Raw genomic sequence first — 20,110 nt, forward strand, 5'->3', positions numbered from 1 at the left:
GGAGACCCTTACGTGAACGAGCCATCCTTGTTTCGCAATCGCAATTTCACGCTGCTCTATGTCGGGCAACTCGTCTCGCTGTTTGGAGACTGGTTCCGCGGCGTTGTGATGATCGTCATCCTCTATGATCTGCATCCGGCCGCTTCGACCGTTGGCGGGATGTTTATCGCTACGATTCTGCCGACCTTGTTTGGCAGCATCTTTGTGGGTCCGTTTGTCGACCGCTGGAACAAAAAGAACATCATGATCTGGACCAACCTGCTGCGCTTCGTGCTGACGCTGGCCATGGTGTACGGGGTCTATCTGCAGAACATCTGGGTGCTTTACGGGCTGATCGTTGTCTCCAGTCTCGTCTCTGCGGCCTTCCAACCGGCGCGTACCGCTGTAATTCCGGAGATCGTCGAAGAGAAGCAGATCGTAAAAGCAACCTCGTCCTTCGCGATTTTGAACTCGGTGACGATGGTCGTGGCCAGCGCCTTGGGCGGGTTTGTCGCCGACTGGGCAGGTCCGTATCCGATCATGCTGTTTGATGCTTTCTCCTATCTGTTCTCCGCGATCTGCATCGTGCTGATGAAGTATCAGCCGCAGCAAAAGGAGGTCAAGGAGCGTCCGCCGTACTGGAAGCAGGTGCGGGAGGGCTACGATTATGTTCTCGCCACGCCGCAGCTGGTCGCCGTCTTTTGGATCACCGCCGCCCGCGACTTCGTGCTTGGCTATGTCTACATCCTGTTTGCGGTCTTCATCCTCGAAGTGGTGCAGACGGGCAATACGGGGATGGGCATCGGCTATTCAACGACAGCAGTTGCGTATCTGATCGGAGCCTGGCTGATCAAGTGGTATTTCAAACAGAAGCCGTTTGATGAAAGCGCCTTTTTCAAAATTTTCCTGCCCTGCCACATCATCTACGGGGTGGGCCTGGGCGTGATGTTCTCGATGACAGGCTGGTATTGGTTCCTCGTCGCGCTTGTCGTGACCTACATCTTCTCGCAAGGCGTAAACATCATCGCCGAAACCTCGCTGATGACCTACTCGCGCGTGGACAACCGCGGCCGGGTCGTCGCTTCCTGGCTGACCGCTTCACGCCTCGCCTACGCGATCTCCTTGCCGCTGTTCTCGGTGATCGGCGGGTACATTCCGATCCATGTCGGCGGTTACATTCTGACGGCCGTCTGCGTGATCTCTGCGCTCTGCGTGTATCCGTGGCTGAAAACCGCGCTGGGCACTCAAGTGAAAGAAAAATCGACATTGCAAGCGTAAAGAACCCTTGGCTACTAAGGGTTCTTCTTTTTTATTGTGTGTCGAAGTTTGTAGATTAATATTAAATTACTTATTACCTATTGAAAAGGGAAATTACTAGAAATATAATAACTATATGCAAGGCATAGTTTACTAAATAGTGGAGGTGTTAAACATGGAAAAGAACTCCTGGATCATCAATGTGGAGAAAAACTCTTGGATCATCAACGAGCGCAACTGGATCGTTGTTCAAGAGCGCAACTGGATCATTGTTGCAGTTTAATTGCTGAGAACTGATCTTTTGCTGACGGAGCGGGAACTGTGGTTCTCTCTCCGTCTTTCCTTAACGGCGTTAGAACTCATTGAGTTATCATATACAAAAAATGGGAATCATAGGAGGCGTTTCTGAAATGTCCAATCACGGAACCAAAGAATTGCCGTTTTCCAGCCTGCCGAAGATGTGGGTCTATCTGTACCCGTATCTCTCGCGCGGCGAACTGACGGTTGAACATGTGCACCAGTTTTTGCAGCAGGCAGCACCCAACCGTGGCAAGAAGACGTTGTACATGCACGTGCCGTTCTGTGACACGATCTGCACGTTCTGCCCGTTTGTCCGCTCGACCAACTACGCGGATAAGCTGCAGCCGTACGTGGACGCGCTGGTCAAAGAACTCAAGACGATCGCAGCCACTCCGCGCATGCAAGGCGTTGCGCTCGACGCGATCTTTGTTGGCGGCGGCACGCCGTCGGTGCTTTCGCCGCAGCAGATTCACCTGATCGGCGAGACGATCCACAGCAACTTCAAGCTGAAAGAAGACTATGAGTGGACGTTTGAAGTCGAAGCGAAAAGCGCGACGGAAGACAAGCTGAAAGCGATGCATGAGGTCGGCGTGAACCGGATGTCGTTTGGCGTTCAGACGTTCAACCCGAAATTCCGCAAGATGTTCAACCTGACCGCATCGCACGATGAGATCAAGCGCACCCGCGAACTGGCCGGGAAGTACTTCAAAGGTTTCAACATGGACCTCCTGTACCAGTTGCCGGGCCAGACGATGGAAGAGATCGTGCAGGATCTGCAACACGCGGTCGAACTGAACACGACCTCGATCGACGCCTATCCGCTCGATTACACGATCACTTCGAAAGGCTTCCTGCAGTCGATCAAAAACGAGCGCCTGCCGAAACCGCCGAATGCGTACGAAAAAGTGGCGCAGCAGGAACTGGTCACCAACTTCCTCGTCGAGCATGGCTACAGCCAAGAGTTTATCTACACCTTCATCCGCCAAGATGCGGAGCACAGACGTTTCGTCTTTGGCGAAACCTTGTACGGCCACTATGAAGACGAGTGCATCGGCGCAGGGCTCTCCGCGTTCTCGTACCAGGCCGGCATGGTCTACCGCAACTTCGATACGGTGGAAGAATACATCCGCGCCGTCGATGCAAATGGGCTGGCTGCCGACATCGTCAACGAGTACCACGCGAAAGAGAAAGGCCTGATCTACTTCCCGAAACGGATGTCGATCGACACCGACGACATCGATCGTCAGGAGCTCGATGTGCGTTTCTACCAGCTGCTCGATGAGTTTGAAGCAAAAGGGCTGATCGTGCGTGAAGGCAACAAGCTCAAGCTGACCCGTGAAGGCCAGCCGTGGTACATGAACATGATGATCGAAATGCTGCCGGAGCGCACGCGCAACCTGCACGAGACGATCTCCTCCCGACTGAACGAACGGGCGGACTTCACGTTTGACGATGAACTGATCGTCTTCAACTAAAAACTTTCAACCAACCGGACTGAATACAGTCCGGTTTTTTTAATGTCCGATTACAACAAGCATTTCAAAGGACAAAACAAAATGATTTTCAGTTAATCATTGAAATCACGTGTAATAATTTGTTTTACCCTTAAATATCTATATACCGTAAGCAAGACGAGGAGGTGTGCGGCGTGAAACAATGGATCATCATCGCGGCTGAGTAGTCCGGTCTTATGTATCGTTTGGAAGGAAAACGCTTGCGAGAGGGGGTGCCAATGATGCAAAAATGGCTGCCGGTTGTGGAGTGGATTTCCGTTGTAGTTGTTGAGTAGTTACTGGTGTGGATTGCTCCGACAAGGTTTTTGCTGCGCCACAGGTACTCGGAGAGGGGGCGGAACCATGCGCGAGTGGATCGTAGTAGCTGCTTAACATAACCTGGCACATTTGTTCACATACCGGCTGACAGGGGGCGACCTCTGTCAGCCCCTGACCACGAAAAGGGGGTACTTACAAAGATGTCGCAGCACAACGCATTGCCCTACAAAAAGCTGCCTAACATGTGGAACTATCTCTACCCGTTCATTCAAGATGGGCCAGAACCGGTGGAGACCGTTCGTCAATTTTTGAACTCGACGCGCACGCCGCTGCCCGGAACGAAATCGCTGTATGTGCACATTCCGTTCTGTGACACGATCTGCACGTTCTGTCCGTTCATCCGCTCGACGAACTACCAAGACAAACTGCAGCCCTACGTGGATGCGCTGCTGAAAGAGTTGAAAGCCATCGCCAGCACGCCGTATGTCAAGCAGATGAAGCTTGATGCAGTCTATGTCGGCGGCGGCACGCCTTCCGTTTTGTCTCCGAAGATGATCGAAGACCTCTGCACGACGATCCGCGAGAATTTCAATCTCAAGGATGGAGTCGAGTGGAGCTTCGAAGTCGAAGCGAAGAGCGCTTCCGAAGACAAGCTGAAAGCGATGGCGGCGAACGGTGTCAACCGGATCTCCTTCGGTGTGCAGACGTTTAACCCGTACTACCGCAAGCTGTTTAACCTGACCGCATCGCTCGACGAGATCAAGCAGACCCGCGACCTCGCCGACAAGTACTTCAAAGCGTACAACATGGACCTCCTGTACCAACTGCCTGGCCAGACGATCGAGCAGTTGCATGAGGACCTGGAGAACGTGCGTCAACTGTCCACCACCACCGTTGACGTCTATCCGCTGGAGTACCTCGTCACCTCCAAAGGCTTCCTGAACATGATCAAAGACGGCAAAGTACCGGAGCCGCCGAAAGCGGACGACAAAGTGCTGCAGCACCAATTCGTCAACTCCTACCTGCTCAACCACGGGTACGAGCAGACGCACATCTACACCTTCGCCAAAGGCGATGCCAAGTACAAAGACTTCAAATTCGGCGCGACCATCTACGGCCGTTACGAAGACGAGTACATCGGCTGCGGCCAGGCGGCTGCTTCCTACCTGAGTGGCATGTCGCACATGAACGTCGTGAAGACCGACGAGTACATCCGCGCGGTCGAAAACGGCACTTTGCCGGTCATGCGCGCGCAAGAGTACGAGGCGAAAGAAAAAGGCCTGATCTACTTCGCGAAACACATGAAAGTCAGCCTCGAGTACCTGCGTCAGCACAACCTGCCGTCCGAGTACTGGGAGAAGATCGAGAAGCACGAAAAAATGGGTCTGGTCGTGCAGGAAGACGGCTTGCTCAAGCTGACCGAGCTCGGCAAGATCTGGTACATGCACGTCATGATCGACCTGCTGCCGGAACAGCAGAAGAAGACGTACGACACCTACGTCGAAGTGCTGCAGAAAGACAAAGATTTCATTGAAGACACCGAGCTTACTGTCATTCAATAAGCGTTTGCCAGCATGAAGAAGCCAGATGCTTCATGCTGGTCTTTGCTTGTTGCTTGTCCTGATGCGCTTTGGAAATAAGGGGGGCTGGACATGTCCACAGCAACAACGGAGAAATTGCCGTCTCCGTTTAAAAACCGCAATTTTACATTGCTTTATTACGGTCAGATGATCTCGCTGTTTGGCGATTGGTTTAAAACGATCGCCCTGATCTCCGTCATTTATGCGATTGTGCCCAATGCGGCATCGATCGGCGGCCTGTTTATCGCCAGCGTCCTGCCGGTGCTGTTCGGCGGCATCGTCATGGGTCCGTTCGTCGACCGCTGGAACAAAAAGCACCTGATGATCTGGGTGGACATCCTGCGCGTGTTCTCGACGCTTGGGATCATCGCAGGCGTGATGCTTGCGAACATCTGGGTGATCTATGTCTGCATCGCGTTTGGCGCGTTTGCTTCGGCTGCGTTTGCGCCGGCGAGAACGTCGATGATCCCGGAGATTTTGAAAGAGAAAAACCTGATCGCGGCGACCTCGTCGTTTGCGCTGCTCACTTCGACCACGATGGTGCTGGCGAGCGCCTTGGGCGGCTTTTTGGCCCAGTGGATCGGGGCGGTGAACATTCTGTATTTCGATGCGTTCTCCTATGTGGTGTCGGCAGTGTTTATCGGGCTGATGAAGTATCAGCCGTTGGAGAAGCCGGTGAACAAGCGTCCGCCTTATCTGCAGCAGGTGAAAGAGGGCATCGATTTCGTGAAAAAATGCCCGCAGCTGGTCGGCGTGTTCTGGCTGCAATTCTTCCGCGACTTCTGCCTCGGCTTCATCTACATCCTGTTCCCGCTGTATGTGCTCAATGAGCTGAAGGCAGGAGATGCCGGCGTCGGCATCGGGTATTCGGTGACGGCGGTGGCGTATATCATCGGCGCGTTTTTGCTGAAGCAGTACTTTAAGAAGCGCAAGTTTGATGACAGCTCGTACTTCAAGATCTACTTCCCGGCCAATATGTTGTACGGGATCGGGCTTGGCTGCATGTTTATCATCCACAACTGGTATTTGTTCTTTGCGGTGATGCTGCTCGCGAACATCTTCCAGTCCAAGGTCAACGTGATCACGGAGACCTCGCTGATGACCTACTCCAAGCCGGAACTGCGCGGCCGCGTCGTGGCGACCTGGCTGTCGATGTCCCGTCTGGCCTACGGAATCTCGCTCCCGCTGTTCTCGGCGATCGGCGGATTCATCCCCAGCGCCATCGGCGGCTGGATGCTGGCCGCGATCTGCGTAGTGTCGGCAGCCGTGCTGATGCTGTGGCTGAAAGGGAAGCTGCAGAGCGGTCAGGTGGCGGAAGAGCAGGCGGTGTAAGGGGAGAGAATATGTTGAGGAAACGGATTCGGGCGGGGGCCCGGGTCCGTTTTTTTATTTGCCCTTGACCTTCCCCTAAGGGCAACCTTTATGCTGAGGGTACGAAATGAGAGCCAAAGGGGTCGAGGCATATGTTTACCGTCGGACAATTTGCCCGGATCAACCATATATCGGCGAAGACGCTGCGCCATTATGACAGCATCGGGCTGTTGGCGCCGGTGCTGGTCGATGAGGAAAATCAGTACCGCTATTACAGCCGCGAACAGGTGCCGCTCCTGCGCCGGATTCTCTTTTTCCGTGAACTGGGGATGGGGCTGGAAGTCATCCGCGAGCTGGTGCAGAGCGGGGCGATGCATGATCCGGCGCGGGTGGAGGCGATCCTGCGGGAACATGCCTTGGTCATCCAAGATGAGATCGCGAAACGCAACGAATTGCTTGCCCGCATCGACGAAGCGGTCACAGCCGCCCACGAAGACGGCGGTGAGGTGGCAGGGCTGGAGAAAAAGATTTTGATCAAGGAACTGCCCGCCATGGAAGTTGTCAGCGCCCACAGCATCATCCGTACCGACGAGGAGAAGCAGGAACTGATCGAGGAAGCGGATGCCAAACTGCGCGGACGCCCGGCTGCGACGCGGATCAACGTGTACCACAACACCGATGCGATCCCGGAGTTTTTCGACCTTGAGATCATGTTCCCGGTCGCCAGCGGCGGGGAGAAAACGATCCTCGCGATGCAGGTCGCCTCGCTTTTATATGAAGAAGAGATGGCGATCGGCGACTGCTACCGCGCCTTGTACATGTGGATCTATGAAAACGGGTTCGTGCCGTCGCAAAAACCGTTTGATGTGTTCACCACCAAGCCGGACCACCCGCGCGGGTATGAGCGGGAGATTCAGGTGCCGTTTACGAAACCTTTGATTGGGGGAGATCGAGATGATGCGTAAAACCGTAACCATGATGACTGCCGCCCTGCTCTTGGGCTCGCTGCTCATCGGATGCAGCAGCGAAGAAGCTGCTGTTGACAAGCCGGAGAAAAAAATCGGCCTGAACAACATGCCGATCCAATACGAACTGCCCGGCATGGACAAGGTGAAAGTGAAAAAGGACATCACCTACCAGCAAGTCGCCGGACAGGACTGGAAGATGGATGTCTACTACCCGGACAAAATGAAAAAAGACGAACTGCGCCCCGCCGTCATCTTCGTGCACGGCCAAGCCGAACCGGCCGCGCTGAAAGATGCGAAAGACTTCGCGCAATACGTCTCCTGGGGTCAGGCCACCGCCAAATCCGGCATGGTCGCCGTCACCTTCAACCACCGTTCCAACGAGAACCTGACCAAAATCATGGACACCCAGCACGACATTGAGACGGCGATCCAATACGTCCGCGATCATGCCGCAGAGCTGAACATCGACCGAGACAACCTCGTCCTCTGGGGCGGCTCCGGCGGCCCGCAGACGATCGTGCGCATGGCGCTGACCAACCCGCAGCCGTATGTGAAAGGCATCATCGCCTACTACGGCCAGCTCGACCTCCCCGAGCAGTATCAGGAGTACTCGCCCTTGAAGCTGCTCAAAGAAAAAGACCCCAACACCAAACTCCCGCCCCTGTTCCTCGTCAAAGCCGGCCGCGACGGCGAAATCCTCAACCGCGACCACGACAACTTCGTGCAGGAAGCCCTGCGCCAAAACCTCGACCTCGAGCTCCACGTCCACCCGACCGGCCCGCATGTGTTTGATATTTTGGCCGATGATGAGAAAACGCATGAGATCATCGAGCGCACCTTTGAGTTTGCGAAAGAGCGGCTTGGGGTGAAATAAAATAACTTCTGTTTTGAAAACCTCGCTCTCAGCATGCGAGGTTTTTTGTTGTGATTTGTGCAAATGATTCATTGTAACCCAAAAATGGATACCGTATACTGAAACTGGGAAAACTAGATGCAACAGGATATCCTTTCGAGGATGCCCGCCATTTTCGTGCAAAAAGACAACCCTCGAAAAAATTGCAGTCTGAGGAACCATCTCGATTCATGAAAAACCGCATGATGACTGAGGTTAAAGCCGACCTTCAAGGTCGGTCACATTGAAAGACCCGAGTAGAAGGGGACTGAAAGGTGGAAGCCGCTCACCGCCATGAAGCTGAACGTTTGGCGTCACATTGAAAGACCCGAGTAGAAGGGGACTGAAAGTGCATGAGAAATTAATTCCGCTACAATCTAGCCATAGTCACATTGAAAGACCCGAGTAGAAGGGGACTGAAAGTGATTACGATGAGGTGGTGGGCAGACAGAGCAATTGCGTCACATTGAAAGACCCGAGTAGAAGGGGACTGAAAGCTCGACCACCTCGAAGATCTTGTCGTCTACGCCGCTCGGTCACATTGAAAGACCCGAGTAGAAGGGGACTGAAAGATACAGTTCTGAGACCATCACAAGCAATGCTTGATAAGTCACATTGAAAGACCCGAGTAGAAGGGGACTGAAAGTTCCATTTGCAAAAATCTTGCGCTGGGTCAGCATTTACGTCACATTGAAAGACCCGAGTAGAAGGGGACTGAAAGTTTATTTATTCCAGAATGGCTTTTTCTTGTAACGTATCGTCACATTGAAAGACCCGAGTAGAAGGGGACTGAAAGCTGACGATCAACGGCTTGGCCGTCGCTACGGATGTACGTCACATTGAAAGACCCGAGTAGAAGGGGACTGAAAGGGATAGTCTTCGTGCCGTACGTACCGGACGCGGAGTCGTCACATTGAAAGACCCGAGTAGAAGGGGACTGAAAGTGCTCGGGCCCTTCTCGATTGATTCCGGAATCGGAAGTCACATTGAAAGACCCGAGTAGAAGGGGACTGAAAGTTGAGCTGTTCATAAGCACCGGCGAGATTGTTGTTCAGTCACATTGAAAGACCCGAGTAGAAGGGGACTGAAAGTTGGGCGTAGACTTCCGCCACTCGCACGCGTTGCCTCGTCACATTGAAAGACCCGAGTAGAAGGGGACTGAAAGCAAGGATGCCGAAGTAGTACATGCCTTTCACCTCATTGGTCACATTGAAAGACCCGAGTAGAAGGGGACTGAAAGTGCTATATCAAGGTTTTCTAGGTGGTGCATAATCGTTGTCACATTGAAAGACCCGAGTAGAAGGGGACTGAAAGGGCATTCAGGACTTCTGCGAAGTTGGACAGATAATGGTCACATTGAAAGACCCGAGTAGAAGGGGACTGAAAGTTTGGGAGCCGCACAAGTGGCACGTACTCCCTCCTTGAGTCACATTGAAAGACCCGAGTAGAAGGGGACTGAAAGATAAGGCAAAGGTTTTCGGTGAAATCGCTTTGGAAGAAGTCACATTGAAAGACCCGAGTAGAAGGGGACTGAAAGCGCACAAGACGGAATTTATCGAGGACAATCCGGGACGTCACATTGAAAGACCCGAGTAGAAGGGGACTGAAAGTTGATCGGTATCGTTGCTTGTTCTTGCAAGAGCTGAAGTCACATTGAAAGACCCGAGTAGAAGGGGACTGAAAGGAAAAAGCCCAACGCTCCGGGATGCGATCGGAAATCGTCACATTGAAAGACCCGAGTAGAAGGGGACTGAAAGTCGGGGTGGTAGTGATCTACAACATATGCTTTGTGCGGGTCACATTGAAAGACCCGAGTAGAAGGGGACTGAAAGTCGGGGTGGTAGTGATCTACAACATATGCTTTGTGCGGGTCACATTGAAAGACCCGAGTAGAAGGGGACTGAAAGTTTCGTCCACGTAGGGCGGAACTTCACCGTTACGAGGTCACATTGAAAGACCCGAGTAGAAGGGGACTGAAAGACATCGGGCCCATCGCAGCAAGCGGGCCAAGAAAGTCGTCACATTGAGAGACCCGAGTAGAAGGGGACTGAAAGAGTTCGATGCCATTTCCGTTAAGGAATCGGTTACGAGTCACATTGAGAGACCCGAGTAGAAGGGGACTGAAAGATTTGAAAAGCATAAGAAGCAGAATCAAGAGAAGAAGGTCACATTGAGAGACCCGAGTAGAAGGGGACTGAAAGTTGAGATCACCTGCAGGGATCTCCTTACGATGACCCAAGTCACATTGAGAGACCCGAGTAGAAGGGGACTGAAAGTTCTTGAGCGGCTCTCCACCATTGAGTCGCAGGAACAGTCACATTGAGAGACCCGAGTAGAAGGGGACTGAAAGTCGGAACCGTCCGTGTTGCGGAACAGCAGCACATAAGTCACATTGAGAGACCCGAGTAGAAGGGGACTGAAATAGTTCTGATCAAGGAGCGCTTTGGTTTCCTCTGATTCGTCACATTGAGAGACCCGAGTAGAAGGGGACTGAAAGAGATCGCGGAGCGTGTCCGTAGTTTGGCGTGTAGCCTGCGTCACATTGAGAGACCCGAGTAGAAGGGGACTGAAAGTCCGCGGCGACCGCAGTTGAGTACCAAGTTTCTGACGTCACATTGAGAGACCCGAGTAGAAGGGGACTGAAAGCGTTATAGCTGTCGGCCGCCATTAACATTCCGGCGAAGTCACATTGAGAGACCCGAGTAGAAGGGGACTGAAAGCCAGATGCAGGCACTGCACCTTCTCCGCCTCTTTGACGTCACATTGAGAGACCCGCGTAGAAGGGGACTGAAAGATCATGACCAATTTGCATCGGTACTTGCGCAATTCGAGTCACATTGAGAGACCCGAGTAGAAGGGGACTGAAAGAGGTACTGGTCGAGCTCTTTCCAGACAAACGGCAGCGGTCACATTGAGAGACCCGAGTAGAAGGGGACTGAAAGGGTTGAAGATCTCCGCGATCCGGGCGACCGGTTCGTAGTCACATTGAGAGACCCGAGTAGAAGGGGACTGAAAGGAAACTTCAGCCCAATCAGCCTAACATCTCTACACATGTCACATTGAGAGACCCGAGTAGAAGGGGACTGAAAGAGCAAAATAAAAAGGCGATAGAATCATACTTCGATTGTCACATTGAGAGACTCGAGTAGAAGGGGACTGAAAGGAAGAATGCTATCGGGACGGACGATCAACCGATTACGTCACATTGAGAGACCCGAGTAGAAGGGGACTGAAAGCGCTCTGCTGCGCCGCCCGCATCAGCGTCTCATCGTCGTCCATTGAGAGACCCAAGTAGAAGGGAACTGAAAAGGTGCCACCGACTGGGGTGATGTAGATCGAGAGTGTGATGTCACATTGAGAGACCCGAGTAATAGGGGGACTGAAAGTTCAAAAAGGACAATGATGTTGCTCTCGAACTTCACAATGATGTTTCTGATGTGATGAACAATGCTTGAATCGAGTGACTTCAGCATGGTAGAATCATCTTACAGATCTTGCATAAAATAAAAAAGACCATAGGTGCTACCAACACCTACGGTCATTTGCACAATTGATTACCCCAAAAGGGTATCGGCTCGAAAAAGTGGCAAGAAGTAGACCTCCTTGGCCGGGAAGCTCAAGGGAGGTCTACTTCTTTTTTAGTAGGTTAAGTATGGCGATGACCACAGACAGCACACCGAATATGACCGCAGCAATTAGTGAGCCAAATCCAATCATCACAGTGAGCCATTGGTAATCCGTCATACTGATTCTCACCCCCTTTCACCAGGGGATGAGCCGACCACCCTTGAGGAGCCTATGCAATTGTGTTGATTGTATTCTATCACAGGAGAATGAAAATCGGAACGAGCACTCCGTTACTCCTGAATAATAATTTTATTAAGTGTGAATTGATGAGCAGGAGTTGAGTGGGGAAAATCGAATTAACGATTGGTAATTAAAACCAGTTCCGTGAGGAGTTGTTCCCCATCGTTACTTCCATCTATCTCGTGCGGCATGCACATTCGAACTTTGATCTTTCGATTGAAGAAACGCGAGGCCTCTCCGAACAAGGCTGGAAGGATGCAAAGCGTGTCACGGATGTCCTCCTCGAGGAGGGAATTGAAGTTGTCGCGTCCAGTTCCTACGTCCGCGCGATCCAGACGGTGCAAGAGACGGCCGACAACCTTGGCGTCGAGGTGATCGTCGACCCGCGCCTGCGTGAGCGCGCGACCTTACCACTCGCTCACGCAGTATTCCACGTGAAGACTTCCCGAGCATGATGAAAAAAGTGTTCGCCGAGCCCGATTTTGCGTTCCCAGAAGGGGAGTCGAACAACCACGTGCTGGCCGCCTTGCACGATTTGCTGCACAACCATCCGGGTCGCAAAATCGCCGTCGGGTTCCACGGTAATATCATGACGATCCTCATGGGCAACTTTGATGTCCGCTATGATCTGGCATTTGGCCATACTCTGGAAAAGCCTGATATTTACAAGCTCGCCTTCGAGGGAGATCAGTATCTGGGCACCGAGCGTATTTGGAAGCAAAGAGTTCTGTAAAGGACTCTTTTTCTGTTGCCCTTGACATTCCTCCTAAGGGCACCTTTACGCTGAGAAATGCTCAACCGCGACCACGACAACTTCGTGCAAGAAGCCATGCGTCGACCCGCAGATGCATGATATTGTGGCGGACGATTAGAAGAAGTATGAGATCATCGAACTTACGCTTGAGTTTGCGAAAGAGCGACTTGAGTTGAATAAAATAACTTTTGTTTGTTTTGAAAACCTCGCTCTCAGCATGCGAGGTCTTTTGTTGTAATTTGTGCAAATGATTCATTGTAACCCAAAAATGGATACCGTATACTGAAACTGGGAAAGCTAGATACAACAGGATATCCTTTCGAGGATGCCCGCCATTTTCGTGCAAAAAGACAATCCTCGAAAAAATTGTAGTCAGGGGAACCATCTCGATTCATGAAAACCCGCATGAAGACTGAGTTTAAAGCCGACCCTCAAGGTCGGTCACATTGAGAGACCCGAGCAGAAGGGGACTGAAAGTAGTGATAATGACCAGTTATAACTGCAAATCACCAAGTCACATTGAGAGACCCGAGCAGAAGGGGACTGAAAGTGGCGATCCAACGGCGTGTTGAACATCACCGAGATGTTGTCACATTGAGAGACCCGAGCAGAAGGGGACTGAAAGTCGTTTCACAGGTGGATTTCGGCACGAATTTTGAATCGTCACATTGAGAGACCCGAGCAGAAGGGGACTGAAAGTCTCGGAAGTCATATTTGTTTCTAGTAATAAACGGTTTAGTCACATTGAGAGACCCGAGCAGAAGGGGACTGAAAGGTTGGCCAAAAATAGAGACCTGCCGGATCGTCTTAGCGTCACATTGAGAGACCCGAGCAGAAGGGGACTGAAAGGGTTGTAGGCTTCATCCCAAAGCCCTCCTGTCAAAAGTCACATTGAGAGACCCGAGCAGAAGGGGACTGAAAGTGTTACACCGTCGGCCAACTCCTGAAAGCTGTGGGGCGTCACATTGAGAGACCCGAGCAGAAGGGGACTGAAAGAGTTATTCAGTAAATCAGGAGACGATAAATTATTATCGTCACATTGAGAGACCCGAGCAGAAGGGGACTGAAAGAGTTATTCAGTAAATCAGGAGACGATAAATTATTATCGTCACATTGAGAGACCCGAGCAGAAGGGGACTGAAAGAGGTATCCAATAAGGATACCCACGGCTACAATGATAAAGTCACATTGAGAGACCCGAGCAGAAGGGGACTGAAAGGATCTTTTTGGGACATCCCGGTGGCTAACTGCATGAGTCACATTGAGAGACCCGAGCAGAAGGGGACTGAAAGCGAATGCCGTCCGCGCCGCTCATAGGCACCACGCCAGTGTCACATTGAGAGACCCGAGCAGAAGGGGACTGAAAGTGTGAGTCGAGCAGAATGTCCGGGTTTTCAATCGCAAGTCACATTGAGAGACTCGAGCAGAAGGGGACTGAAAGACCAGTAGGCGGAAACACTGAGGTTTCACCAGACGGTCGTCACATTGAGAGACCCGAACAGAAGGGGACTGAAAGCTTGGAAATCTTGGTCAACAGGTAACGTTACACCGTCTGTCACATTGAGAGACCCGAGCAGAAGGGGACTGAAAGAATGGAGCTCTATGTCGCGAATTTCAACAGCTCCGGGTCACATTGAGAGACCCGAGCAGAAGGGGACTGAAAGTTTGGTACTGCGCTACCAACTCCCGCTCCAAATCGCGTCACATTGAGAGACCCGAGCAGAAGGGGACTGAAAGCATCATCGAAACCTTGCAAATCCTCTGGAAAAAACAGTCACATTGAGAGACCCGAGCAGAAGGGGACTGAAAGTCCGTCAGCACCATAGCCTTGCTGTCTCTCAACGGCAGTCACATTGAGAGACCCGAGCAGAAGGGGACTGAAAGCAGCAAATCGGCCAAGGCCAATTTAGTCTCTTCGGTTGTCACATTGAGAGACCCGAGCAGAAGGGGACTGAAAGAGAACTACTGCCGCAAACAGAAAACAGCCAATTGTTTTGTCACATTGAGAGACCCGAGCAGAAGGGGACTGAAAGTGAACTTTTTCAGGCCATCCGCTTGAGAAACCGCCCGTCACATTGAGAGACCCGAGCAGAAGGGGACTGAAAGCGGATCGATTGGATTCTGTAAGGGTGGTCGGATCGAGTCACATTGAGAGACCCGAGCAGAAGGGGACTGAAAGAACTCAGAGATGAACAGCACATCTCCATCCGCTTCGTCGTCACATTGAGAGACCCGAGCAGAAGGGGACTGAAAGAAAGGGTGACGGATGGACATACATTATCGTAATTTTTTGTCACATTGAGAGACCCGAGCAGAAGGGGACTGAAAGGTGAAAGTTGCTACCTCAAACCATGCCGGTTCGTTGAGTCACATTGAGAGACCCGAGCAGAAGGGGACTGAAAGTCTTCCTCGACCTGCGCCTGATCCACTGGCGGCGGCAGTCACATTGAGAGACCCGAGTAGAAGGGGACTGAAAGTTCTGTATCTAATTTATTTTTGTTTTTTTGAAAAAAAAGAGTCATATTGAGAGACCAGAGTACAGGGGACATATTCTATGTCAAATTGGAGGATATGAAAAAATGTTGGATAACTTACAAATATCAAAATACCGCTTTACCCTTGCAGCAGGAGAGAAAGGGCTCGAACTACCACCTTTCAAGTCTTCTGCTTTCCGGGGCGGATTCGGTCACGTTTTTAAGGACTTAACGTGCGCTTTTCCGGGGAAAAATTGTGCTGAGTGCTCGATACAGGATTCGTGCCCTTATATCTATGTGTTTGAAACCCAGCCACCTACGAATTCAAAAGTGTCTCCGAAGTTCGAAAGTGTTCCTCGGCCGTATGTCATTTGCACAGAGTTTGATGGGAAGCGATTTTATAAACCAAATGAGACGGTTGACTTTGAGTTGCTAATCTTCGGCGATGCCTTTTCGTACGTCCCATTTTTTATTCATTCCTTCGAGGTGCTGGGTAAAAAAGGAATTGGGAAAGAACGCAAACCTTACTCCTTGCATCGGGTGGAAGTAATCGATCTGTCTAACGGAACTTCCTACCTCGTATATGAAGGCACACAGAAACAGATCCGTCACCGTGAAGTCATCTTCACAGGCAAAGAATTACTGTCTCGTGCAGAAAAGATCAAGGAGACCGCAGTCACAGTAACGTTCGATACACCTTTAAGAATGAAATATCAAGGGAACTACACCGCAGATCCTCAGTTTCATCTCCTGATTCGAAATGCTCTGCGAAGAGTGACCAGCCTCTTGTATTTCCATCATGGTGGCCAAGAAATATCGCTCGATGTTCCTGAGTTGATCAGGAAGGCGGAACAGGTTCAACTGGTCAAATCAACAGCTCGTTGGGTGGATTGGGAACGGTATTCTGCACGACAGGATACAAAAATGAGCTTTGGCGGGATAATGGGAGAGGCAACGTACGAAGGGGAACTCTCCGAATTTGTTCCTTGGTTGCTGGCAGCTGAAGCGTTGGGAATCGGCAAACAAACAGTCTTTGGCTTAGGCAGAATGCGACTCATTTGGGGCAAATAACAAAAATGATCACGAACCACCGAAAACAAAAAAAGTTTTTGGTGGTTTTTTCGTCTGTAAAAGGTTTCCTCTATTTAAACAACAAAATAGATATGATAGCATTAGTTAGAACATAGTTTTGTTTGGGCTTTATGATTCGTCAGTGTAATTCAACAACGTAGGTTTATATATGATAAGGAGCGATCTCATTGAGTGTAATTGACTGGCGCAGTTGGTTACGTGACCCGTTTCAAAAAATAGAAAAGCGGCAGTGCCGTGAGAAAGATTACCTTTGGCGGGACCCGGTTACCGGGGTACAGTTTGCGATGGAGAATAAAGACTACGATCAACTGCTTGACCGTGCTGAGAAGCAATTACAAGGCATGACACCTGAAGATGCCTATCGAGCGTGGACGACAACGGTGTTTCCATTCGGGCAGGTCAGTGATGATCTTCTCGCATTTCATGTTCCGTATCCAGCTCCACAATCCTATCGGGAAAGTTCAAACGGACAAAACATAGAAACGCGAAACAGACTTGCGGATTTCGTCCTCCTCAGAACCGGGCTGTACTACGCCCTGTTTCACCCTGACGAGGACGAATGGAGCAATCTACGAGGTCAGCTGTTGCAAGTCAAGCCTGCGATGGGCGAGTTGCAGAATCGGGTGGACGCAATCGATCGGTTTCTCTTAACCGGGCAGGTCTCGGCAGAGTGGCAAGATCGCAAGTTCGCAATTGTCAAAGCAGGCGCAGTCAAGATCAAGCAATATCTTCTGGAATCGAATAAAATCCAAGAGATTCGAGGAGCCAGTCGTTTGCTTGAGGAGATCAGCCGTGAATATGTGCCGCAGTTTTTACGGGAAGCGGTGACTCCTGAGTCGGTCGTCTATAGCGGCGGCGGGAATATCTTGCTCCTTGTGCCTGAAGAGCAAGGCAAACGAGTGGCCGAGCGTATTGAAAACATGTACCGCGAGATGACAGGAAGCGCTCAAGCGGTTGCTTTTCCAGCGACCGTCACTTGGGGGGACATTGACACTTCCAACTTTGCTTCCACGCTTTCTTGGATCGAGCAGAAGAAGACCGAGCGACAGATGGCGATGGGAACGAACTTTGCTGCTGCGGTCAATGTTCAAGACAAGGAGCGCCCGTACGAGCCAACCGATCTGCATACGTATCTCGAATCCGTACAGAAGGCGGAGCAAGACACCGCGTTCCTTTTGCTTCAGAACAAAGCAATTTGTATCTCTTGCCGTTTACGTGAAGCGGATACATATATCAAACGAAACGGCGTTCAAGCACTCTGCACCGCTTGTTTTCAAAAGGTGCAGATGGGCAACTCGCAGGAGGAAGAGCGCTTTTTGCGTGAGATGATTGACGTGTCTCAGCAATATCGCCCAACGCTTAAAGCGCCGAATCTACAAGTCCCTAAAGACTTGGACGACATTGCCGGGGCAAAGGGGCAAATTGCGGTTGTATACGGGGATGGAAACAACATGGGCAAGGTCGTGGAGCGACTGGACAGCCTGACCCAATTTCGTTATTTCTCCGTGCTCTTTGACCAAGTGACGAGGTTGGCAACGTATACAACGGTCGTCGAATGCAACACAAAATGTGAAGTCATTGCGGTCGGCGGCGATGATGTCTTGTTGATTCTGCCAGCTACCTATGCGCTTCGAGCGGCGCGGATCATCGGGGAGAAATTTGACCAAGCATTGGACACCTATGAGGAGCAGGAAGGGATGACCATCTCCTTTGGGATCTCTATCGGGGCGGCTGCGACTCCTTTTGCCATTCTATTCCGCACTGCGTCTGATCTGCTGACTTCTGCGAAACAGGTGAAAAAGCAAAACAAAAGCACATGGCGCGGAGGTAGTCTGGATTTTCAAGTTGTGCGTAACGCATCACTTGGAGAAGGGATTCAAGAGGAGAGAAAATTGCTGTTTCAGAAACGTTCGCAAGACCGTTATCAAAACCCCATACTGGTGCACCAATTGATGCGTCCGTACTCCTTCACGCAATCGCGAATGATGGAAGCGTGGATCAAAGAACTGCAAAAAACAAACGGGTCGCGCAGCATTCTCTATCACATGCGGGATGTCGTGCAGAATCTGTCAGTGGAAGAGTCAAAGCTGCACTACTATTACTACATGCTGACAAACCGCGAATCCAATGAACAACGACAAAAGGTGCATCAGTGGATCGAAACGCACCCCATTGAGGGATTCCAAAATGACCTGCTTTATTACAAGAAGCAGGATGATCATGTTGAGGCGGTGCAGCTCTACAGCCCTTGGCACGATCTGGTGGAGCTATGGTCTGTCGTAGAAGGAGGGGATGAGCGTGAAGCCTAAAATTCCGATCATTTGCCATTATCGCATCAACTTCGAGTCGGCTTGGCTGGTGCGCGGAACTTCGAATCAGCAGGGGGGCGTGGATGCAGGCTACCTGACCGACTTTTTGGGCCGGCCCTATCTGCCTGGCTCCACAATGAAAGGGAAAATCCGCGACTCCTTCAACCGTCTGCTCTCGATCCGGCCGGAATGGGCAATGTATCGACAGTTCCTGTTTGGCAGTGCGGGTCAAAACACGGGACAAGTCTATTTTCATGACGGACTGCTCGATATGGAACAGATCGATACTGCAGAACTGTCGGAAATCTACACGCGCGTCTCGATGGATCGGTACCGCAAAACGGTTAAGGACACGGCTGTCATCACGGAGAAAACAGTAAAACCATTTCTTCCGTTGGCGGGTACGATCGAGACGTATGTTCAGGAGGAGGAGTTGGAGGGGATCGGCCTGATCTTGCTCCTATGTCTTTTGGACATCAAGTCGATCGGCTCTGGCGCCTCGATTGGCAGAGGCAGAGTTACGATGCGCTATGGTGCCCCATCCGATCAAGCCAACGCCGCAGAAGAAACGAGTTATTGCTGGCTGGAGACGAAGCAAAACGATGAGCCGATAACCTGGAGTTTGCACCAGGTGGAATCGCTCATTCAGAAAGAGACGGAAAGGCAGGTACGCGAGAGATGATTCGCTACAAAATCACCTTAACTCCGCTCTCTCCCTTTTTGATCGGCGGTCATCAAGTGCTGGATAACCATTATGAAACGCTGGACTACATACCTGCTCCTAACCTACAAGCGGCGATTGCCAGACGCATCTTGGAATCGCATGGCGGTTATGACGTGCAGCAACAAGCGAGAGACGGTCAAAAGCGGTACTTCATCGACCCCGATCTGATCGGAGTCGAGGGGTGTGAAGAAAAGTGGATTCCTTGGTTTCAACATTTCTCCCAACTGCGTTTCACAGATGCAACGCCGTTTGGGGCAGAACACTTCACTGCTTCTACATTTGGGTGCAAGTTGGATCGGGAGCATGAGGAGACCGATTTTTTAGTCGCCTTTTATGTGACCCGACATCACAGAAAAGGCAGGCTTAACATGGCCTGTTCATGCGGGGAGCGCTTGGAGCGAAGAAGCGGTTGGAAATGGCCGCAGGGGACACGGATGTTTAAACGAACGGTCACTCGTGTCGCGCTGGATGATCGTCGACATGTCAGTGCGGATGGACAGTTGTTCAGTTTGCAGATCGGGGAGCCTTATGCGGATGCAGAGCGAACCCCTTTGCTGTTCGTCGGGTACCTTTTGGTACCGGAGTCGGTGGAGAAAGAGATGAACTTCTCGATTCATGATGAGGTGGTGCGGATCGGGAAGCACATTACAGTAGGTCTTGGGAAGATGAATTTAGAGGTGGAGCGAGTGGAAACGGACGCCTTTCCCGAGGCGAGAATTGCGAGATGGCAGACGCTGTCGGGCGATACATCCGTTCCTTTGCTGATCAATGGCACACTTCCCTTGGCGGTTGCTCCCATTGAGGGGAGGAATATGACGATATCGACTCGTACTGCGAGGCATACGCAGAGTGGCTGAAGAAGTCGGCGAATGCACCGGCTGATCTTCGCGT

Annotated in this window: 13 protein-coding genes and 2 CRISPR repeat arrays; of the genes, 12 read left to right on the plus strand and 1 reads right to left on the minus strand. The window is 51.4% G+C overall.

The genetic code is table 11. The features are described 5' to 3' along the window. Positions 1-12 precede the first annotated feature (12 nt). The 6 genes from CBW65_RS12560 to CBW65_RS12585 all read left to right on the plus strand — a co-directional run bounded on the left by CBW65_RS12560 (position 13) and on the right by CBW65_RS12585 (position 8,041). Positions 13-1,257, plus strand: a complete 1,245-nt coding sequence (locus CBW65_RS12560) for an MFS transporter (protein ID WP_087457129.1) — start codon at positions 13-15, stop codon at positions 1,255-1,257. Between the two features lie 389 nt (positions 1,258-1,646). Next, positions 1,647-3,011 carry a coproporphyrinogen-III oxidase family protein gene (locus CBW65_RS12565; protein ID WP_157721922.1) on the plus strand — a complete coding sequence of 455 codons (1,365 nt, stop codon included), beginning with the start codon at positions 1,647-1,649 and terminating at the stop codon, positions 3,009-3,011. Between the two features lie 497 nt (positions 3,012-3,508). Continuing rightward, the gene (locus CBW65_RS12570; RefSeq protein ID WP_087457131.1) at positions 3,509-4,870 is read left to right on the plus strand and encodes a coproporphyrinogen-III oxidase family protein; all 1,362 of its coding nucleotides are present in this window, start codon (positions 3,509-3,511) and stop codon (positions 4,868-4,870) included. 90 nt (positions 4,871-4,960) lie between these two features. Then, the gene (locus tag CBW65_RS12575; RefSeq protein ID WP_087457132.1) at positions 4,961-6,220 is read left to right on the plus strand and encodes an MFS transporter; all 1,260 of its coding nucleotides are present in this window, start codon (positions 4,961-4,963) and stop codon (positions 6,218-6,220) included. Positions 6,221-6,351: 131 nt separating this feature from the next. Further along, on the plus strand, positions 6,352-7,164 hold the full coding sequence (locus CBW65_RS12580; protein WP_087457133.1) for a MerR family transcriptional regulator: 813 nt from the start codon (positions 6,352-6,354) through the stop codon (positions 7,162-7,164). Next, positions 7,154-8,041, plus strand: a complete 888-nt coding sequence (locus CBW65_RS12585; RefSeq protein ID WP_087457134.1) for an alpha/beta hydrolase — start codon at positions 7,154-7,156, stop codon at positions 8,039-8,041. The genes CBW65_RS12580 and CBW65_RS12585 overlap by 11 nt, the downstream gene beginning before the upstream one ends. A gap of 256 nt (positions 8,042-8,297) precedes the next feature. Continuing rightward, positions 8,298-11,368: a CRISPR direct-repeat array (repeat unit 37 nt; unit sequence GTCACATTGAGAGACCCGAGTAGAAGGGGACTGAAAG). 318 nt (positions 11,369-11,686) lie between these two features. On the opposite strand, the gene CBW65_RS25370 is transcribed toward CBW65_RS12585, so the two are convergent. Then, positions 11,687-11,803, minus strand: coding sequence for a putative holin-like toxin (locus tag CBW65_RS25370; RefSeq protein ID WP_408646487.1), 117 nt, complete (start codon positions 11,801-11,803; stop codon positions 11,687-11,689). 245 nt (positions 11,804-12,048) lie between these two features. On the opposite strand from CBW65_RS25370, the gene CBW65_RS25375 reads away from it, so the two are divergent. From CBW65_RS25375 to CBW65_RS12615, 6 genes are all read left to right on the plus strand, one after another. Continuing rightward, entirely contained in the window at positions 12,049-12,321 is a 273-nt protein-coding gene (locus tag CBW65_RS25375) for a histidine phosphatase family protein (protein WP_408646554.1), read from the plus strand. Then, positions 12,318-12,599, plus strand: coding sequence for a histidine phosphatase family protein (locus CBW65_RS12595; protein WP_087457136.1), 282 nt, complete (start codon positions 12,318-12,320; stop codon positions 12,597-12,599). The genes CBW65_RS25375 and CBW65_RS12595 overlap by 4 nt, the downstream gene beginning before the upstream one ends. 461 nt (positions 12,600-13,060) lie before the next feature. Continuing rightward, positions 13,061-15,097: a CRISPR direct-repeat array (repeat unit 37 nt; unit sequence GTCACATTGAGAGACCCGAGCAGAAGGGGACTGAAAG). Between the two features lie 102 nt (positions 15,098-15,199). After that, positions 15,200-16,165 (plus strand): CRISPR system precrRNA processing endoribonuclease RAMP protein Cas6, encoded by a 966-nt coding sequence (gene cas6 / locus CBW65_RS12600; protein ID WP_087457137.1) that lies wholly within the window; start codon positions 15,200-15,202, stop codon positions 16,163-16,165. 188 nt (positions 16,166-16,353) lie between these two features. Then, a complete protein-coding gene (locus tag CBW65_RS12605; protein ID WP_087457138.1) occupies positions 16,354-18,495 on the plus strand; it encodes a Cas10/Cmr2 second palm domain-containing protein in 2,142 nt (713 codons plus the stop codon). Further along, the gene (locus tag CBW65_RS12610; protein WP_087457139.1) at positions 18,485-19,177 is read left to right on the plus strand and encodes an RAMP superfamily CRISPR-associated protein; all 693 of its coding nucleotides are present in this window, start codon (positions 18,485-18,487) and stop codon (positions 19,175-19,177) included. The genes CBW65_RS12605 and CBW65_RS12610 overlap by 11 nt, the downstream gene beginning before the upstream one ends. Further along, positions 19,174-20,076 carry a hypothetical protein gene (locus tag CBW65_RS12615; protein WP_087457140.1) on the plus strand — a complete coding sequence of 301 codons (903 nt, stop codon included), beginning with the start codon at positions 19,174-19,176 and terminating at the stop codon, positions 20,074-20,076. The genes CBW65_RS12610 and CBW65_RS12615 overlap by 4 nt, the downstream gene beginning before the upstream one ends. Positions 20,077-20,110: the final 34 nt, after the last annotated feature.

Origin of the sequence: Tumebacillus avium (assembly GCF_002162355.1) — a bacterium.
Classification (GTDB): Bacteria; Bacillota; Bacilli; order Tumebacillales; family Tumebacillaceae; genus Tumebacillus_A; species Tumebacillus_A avium.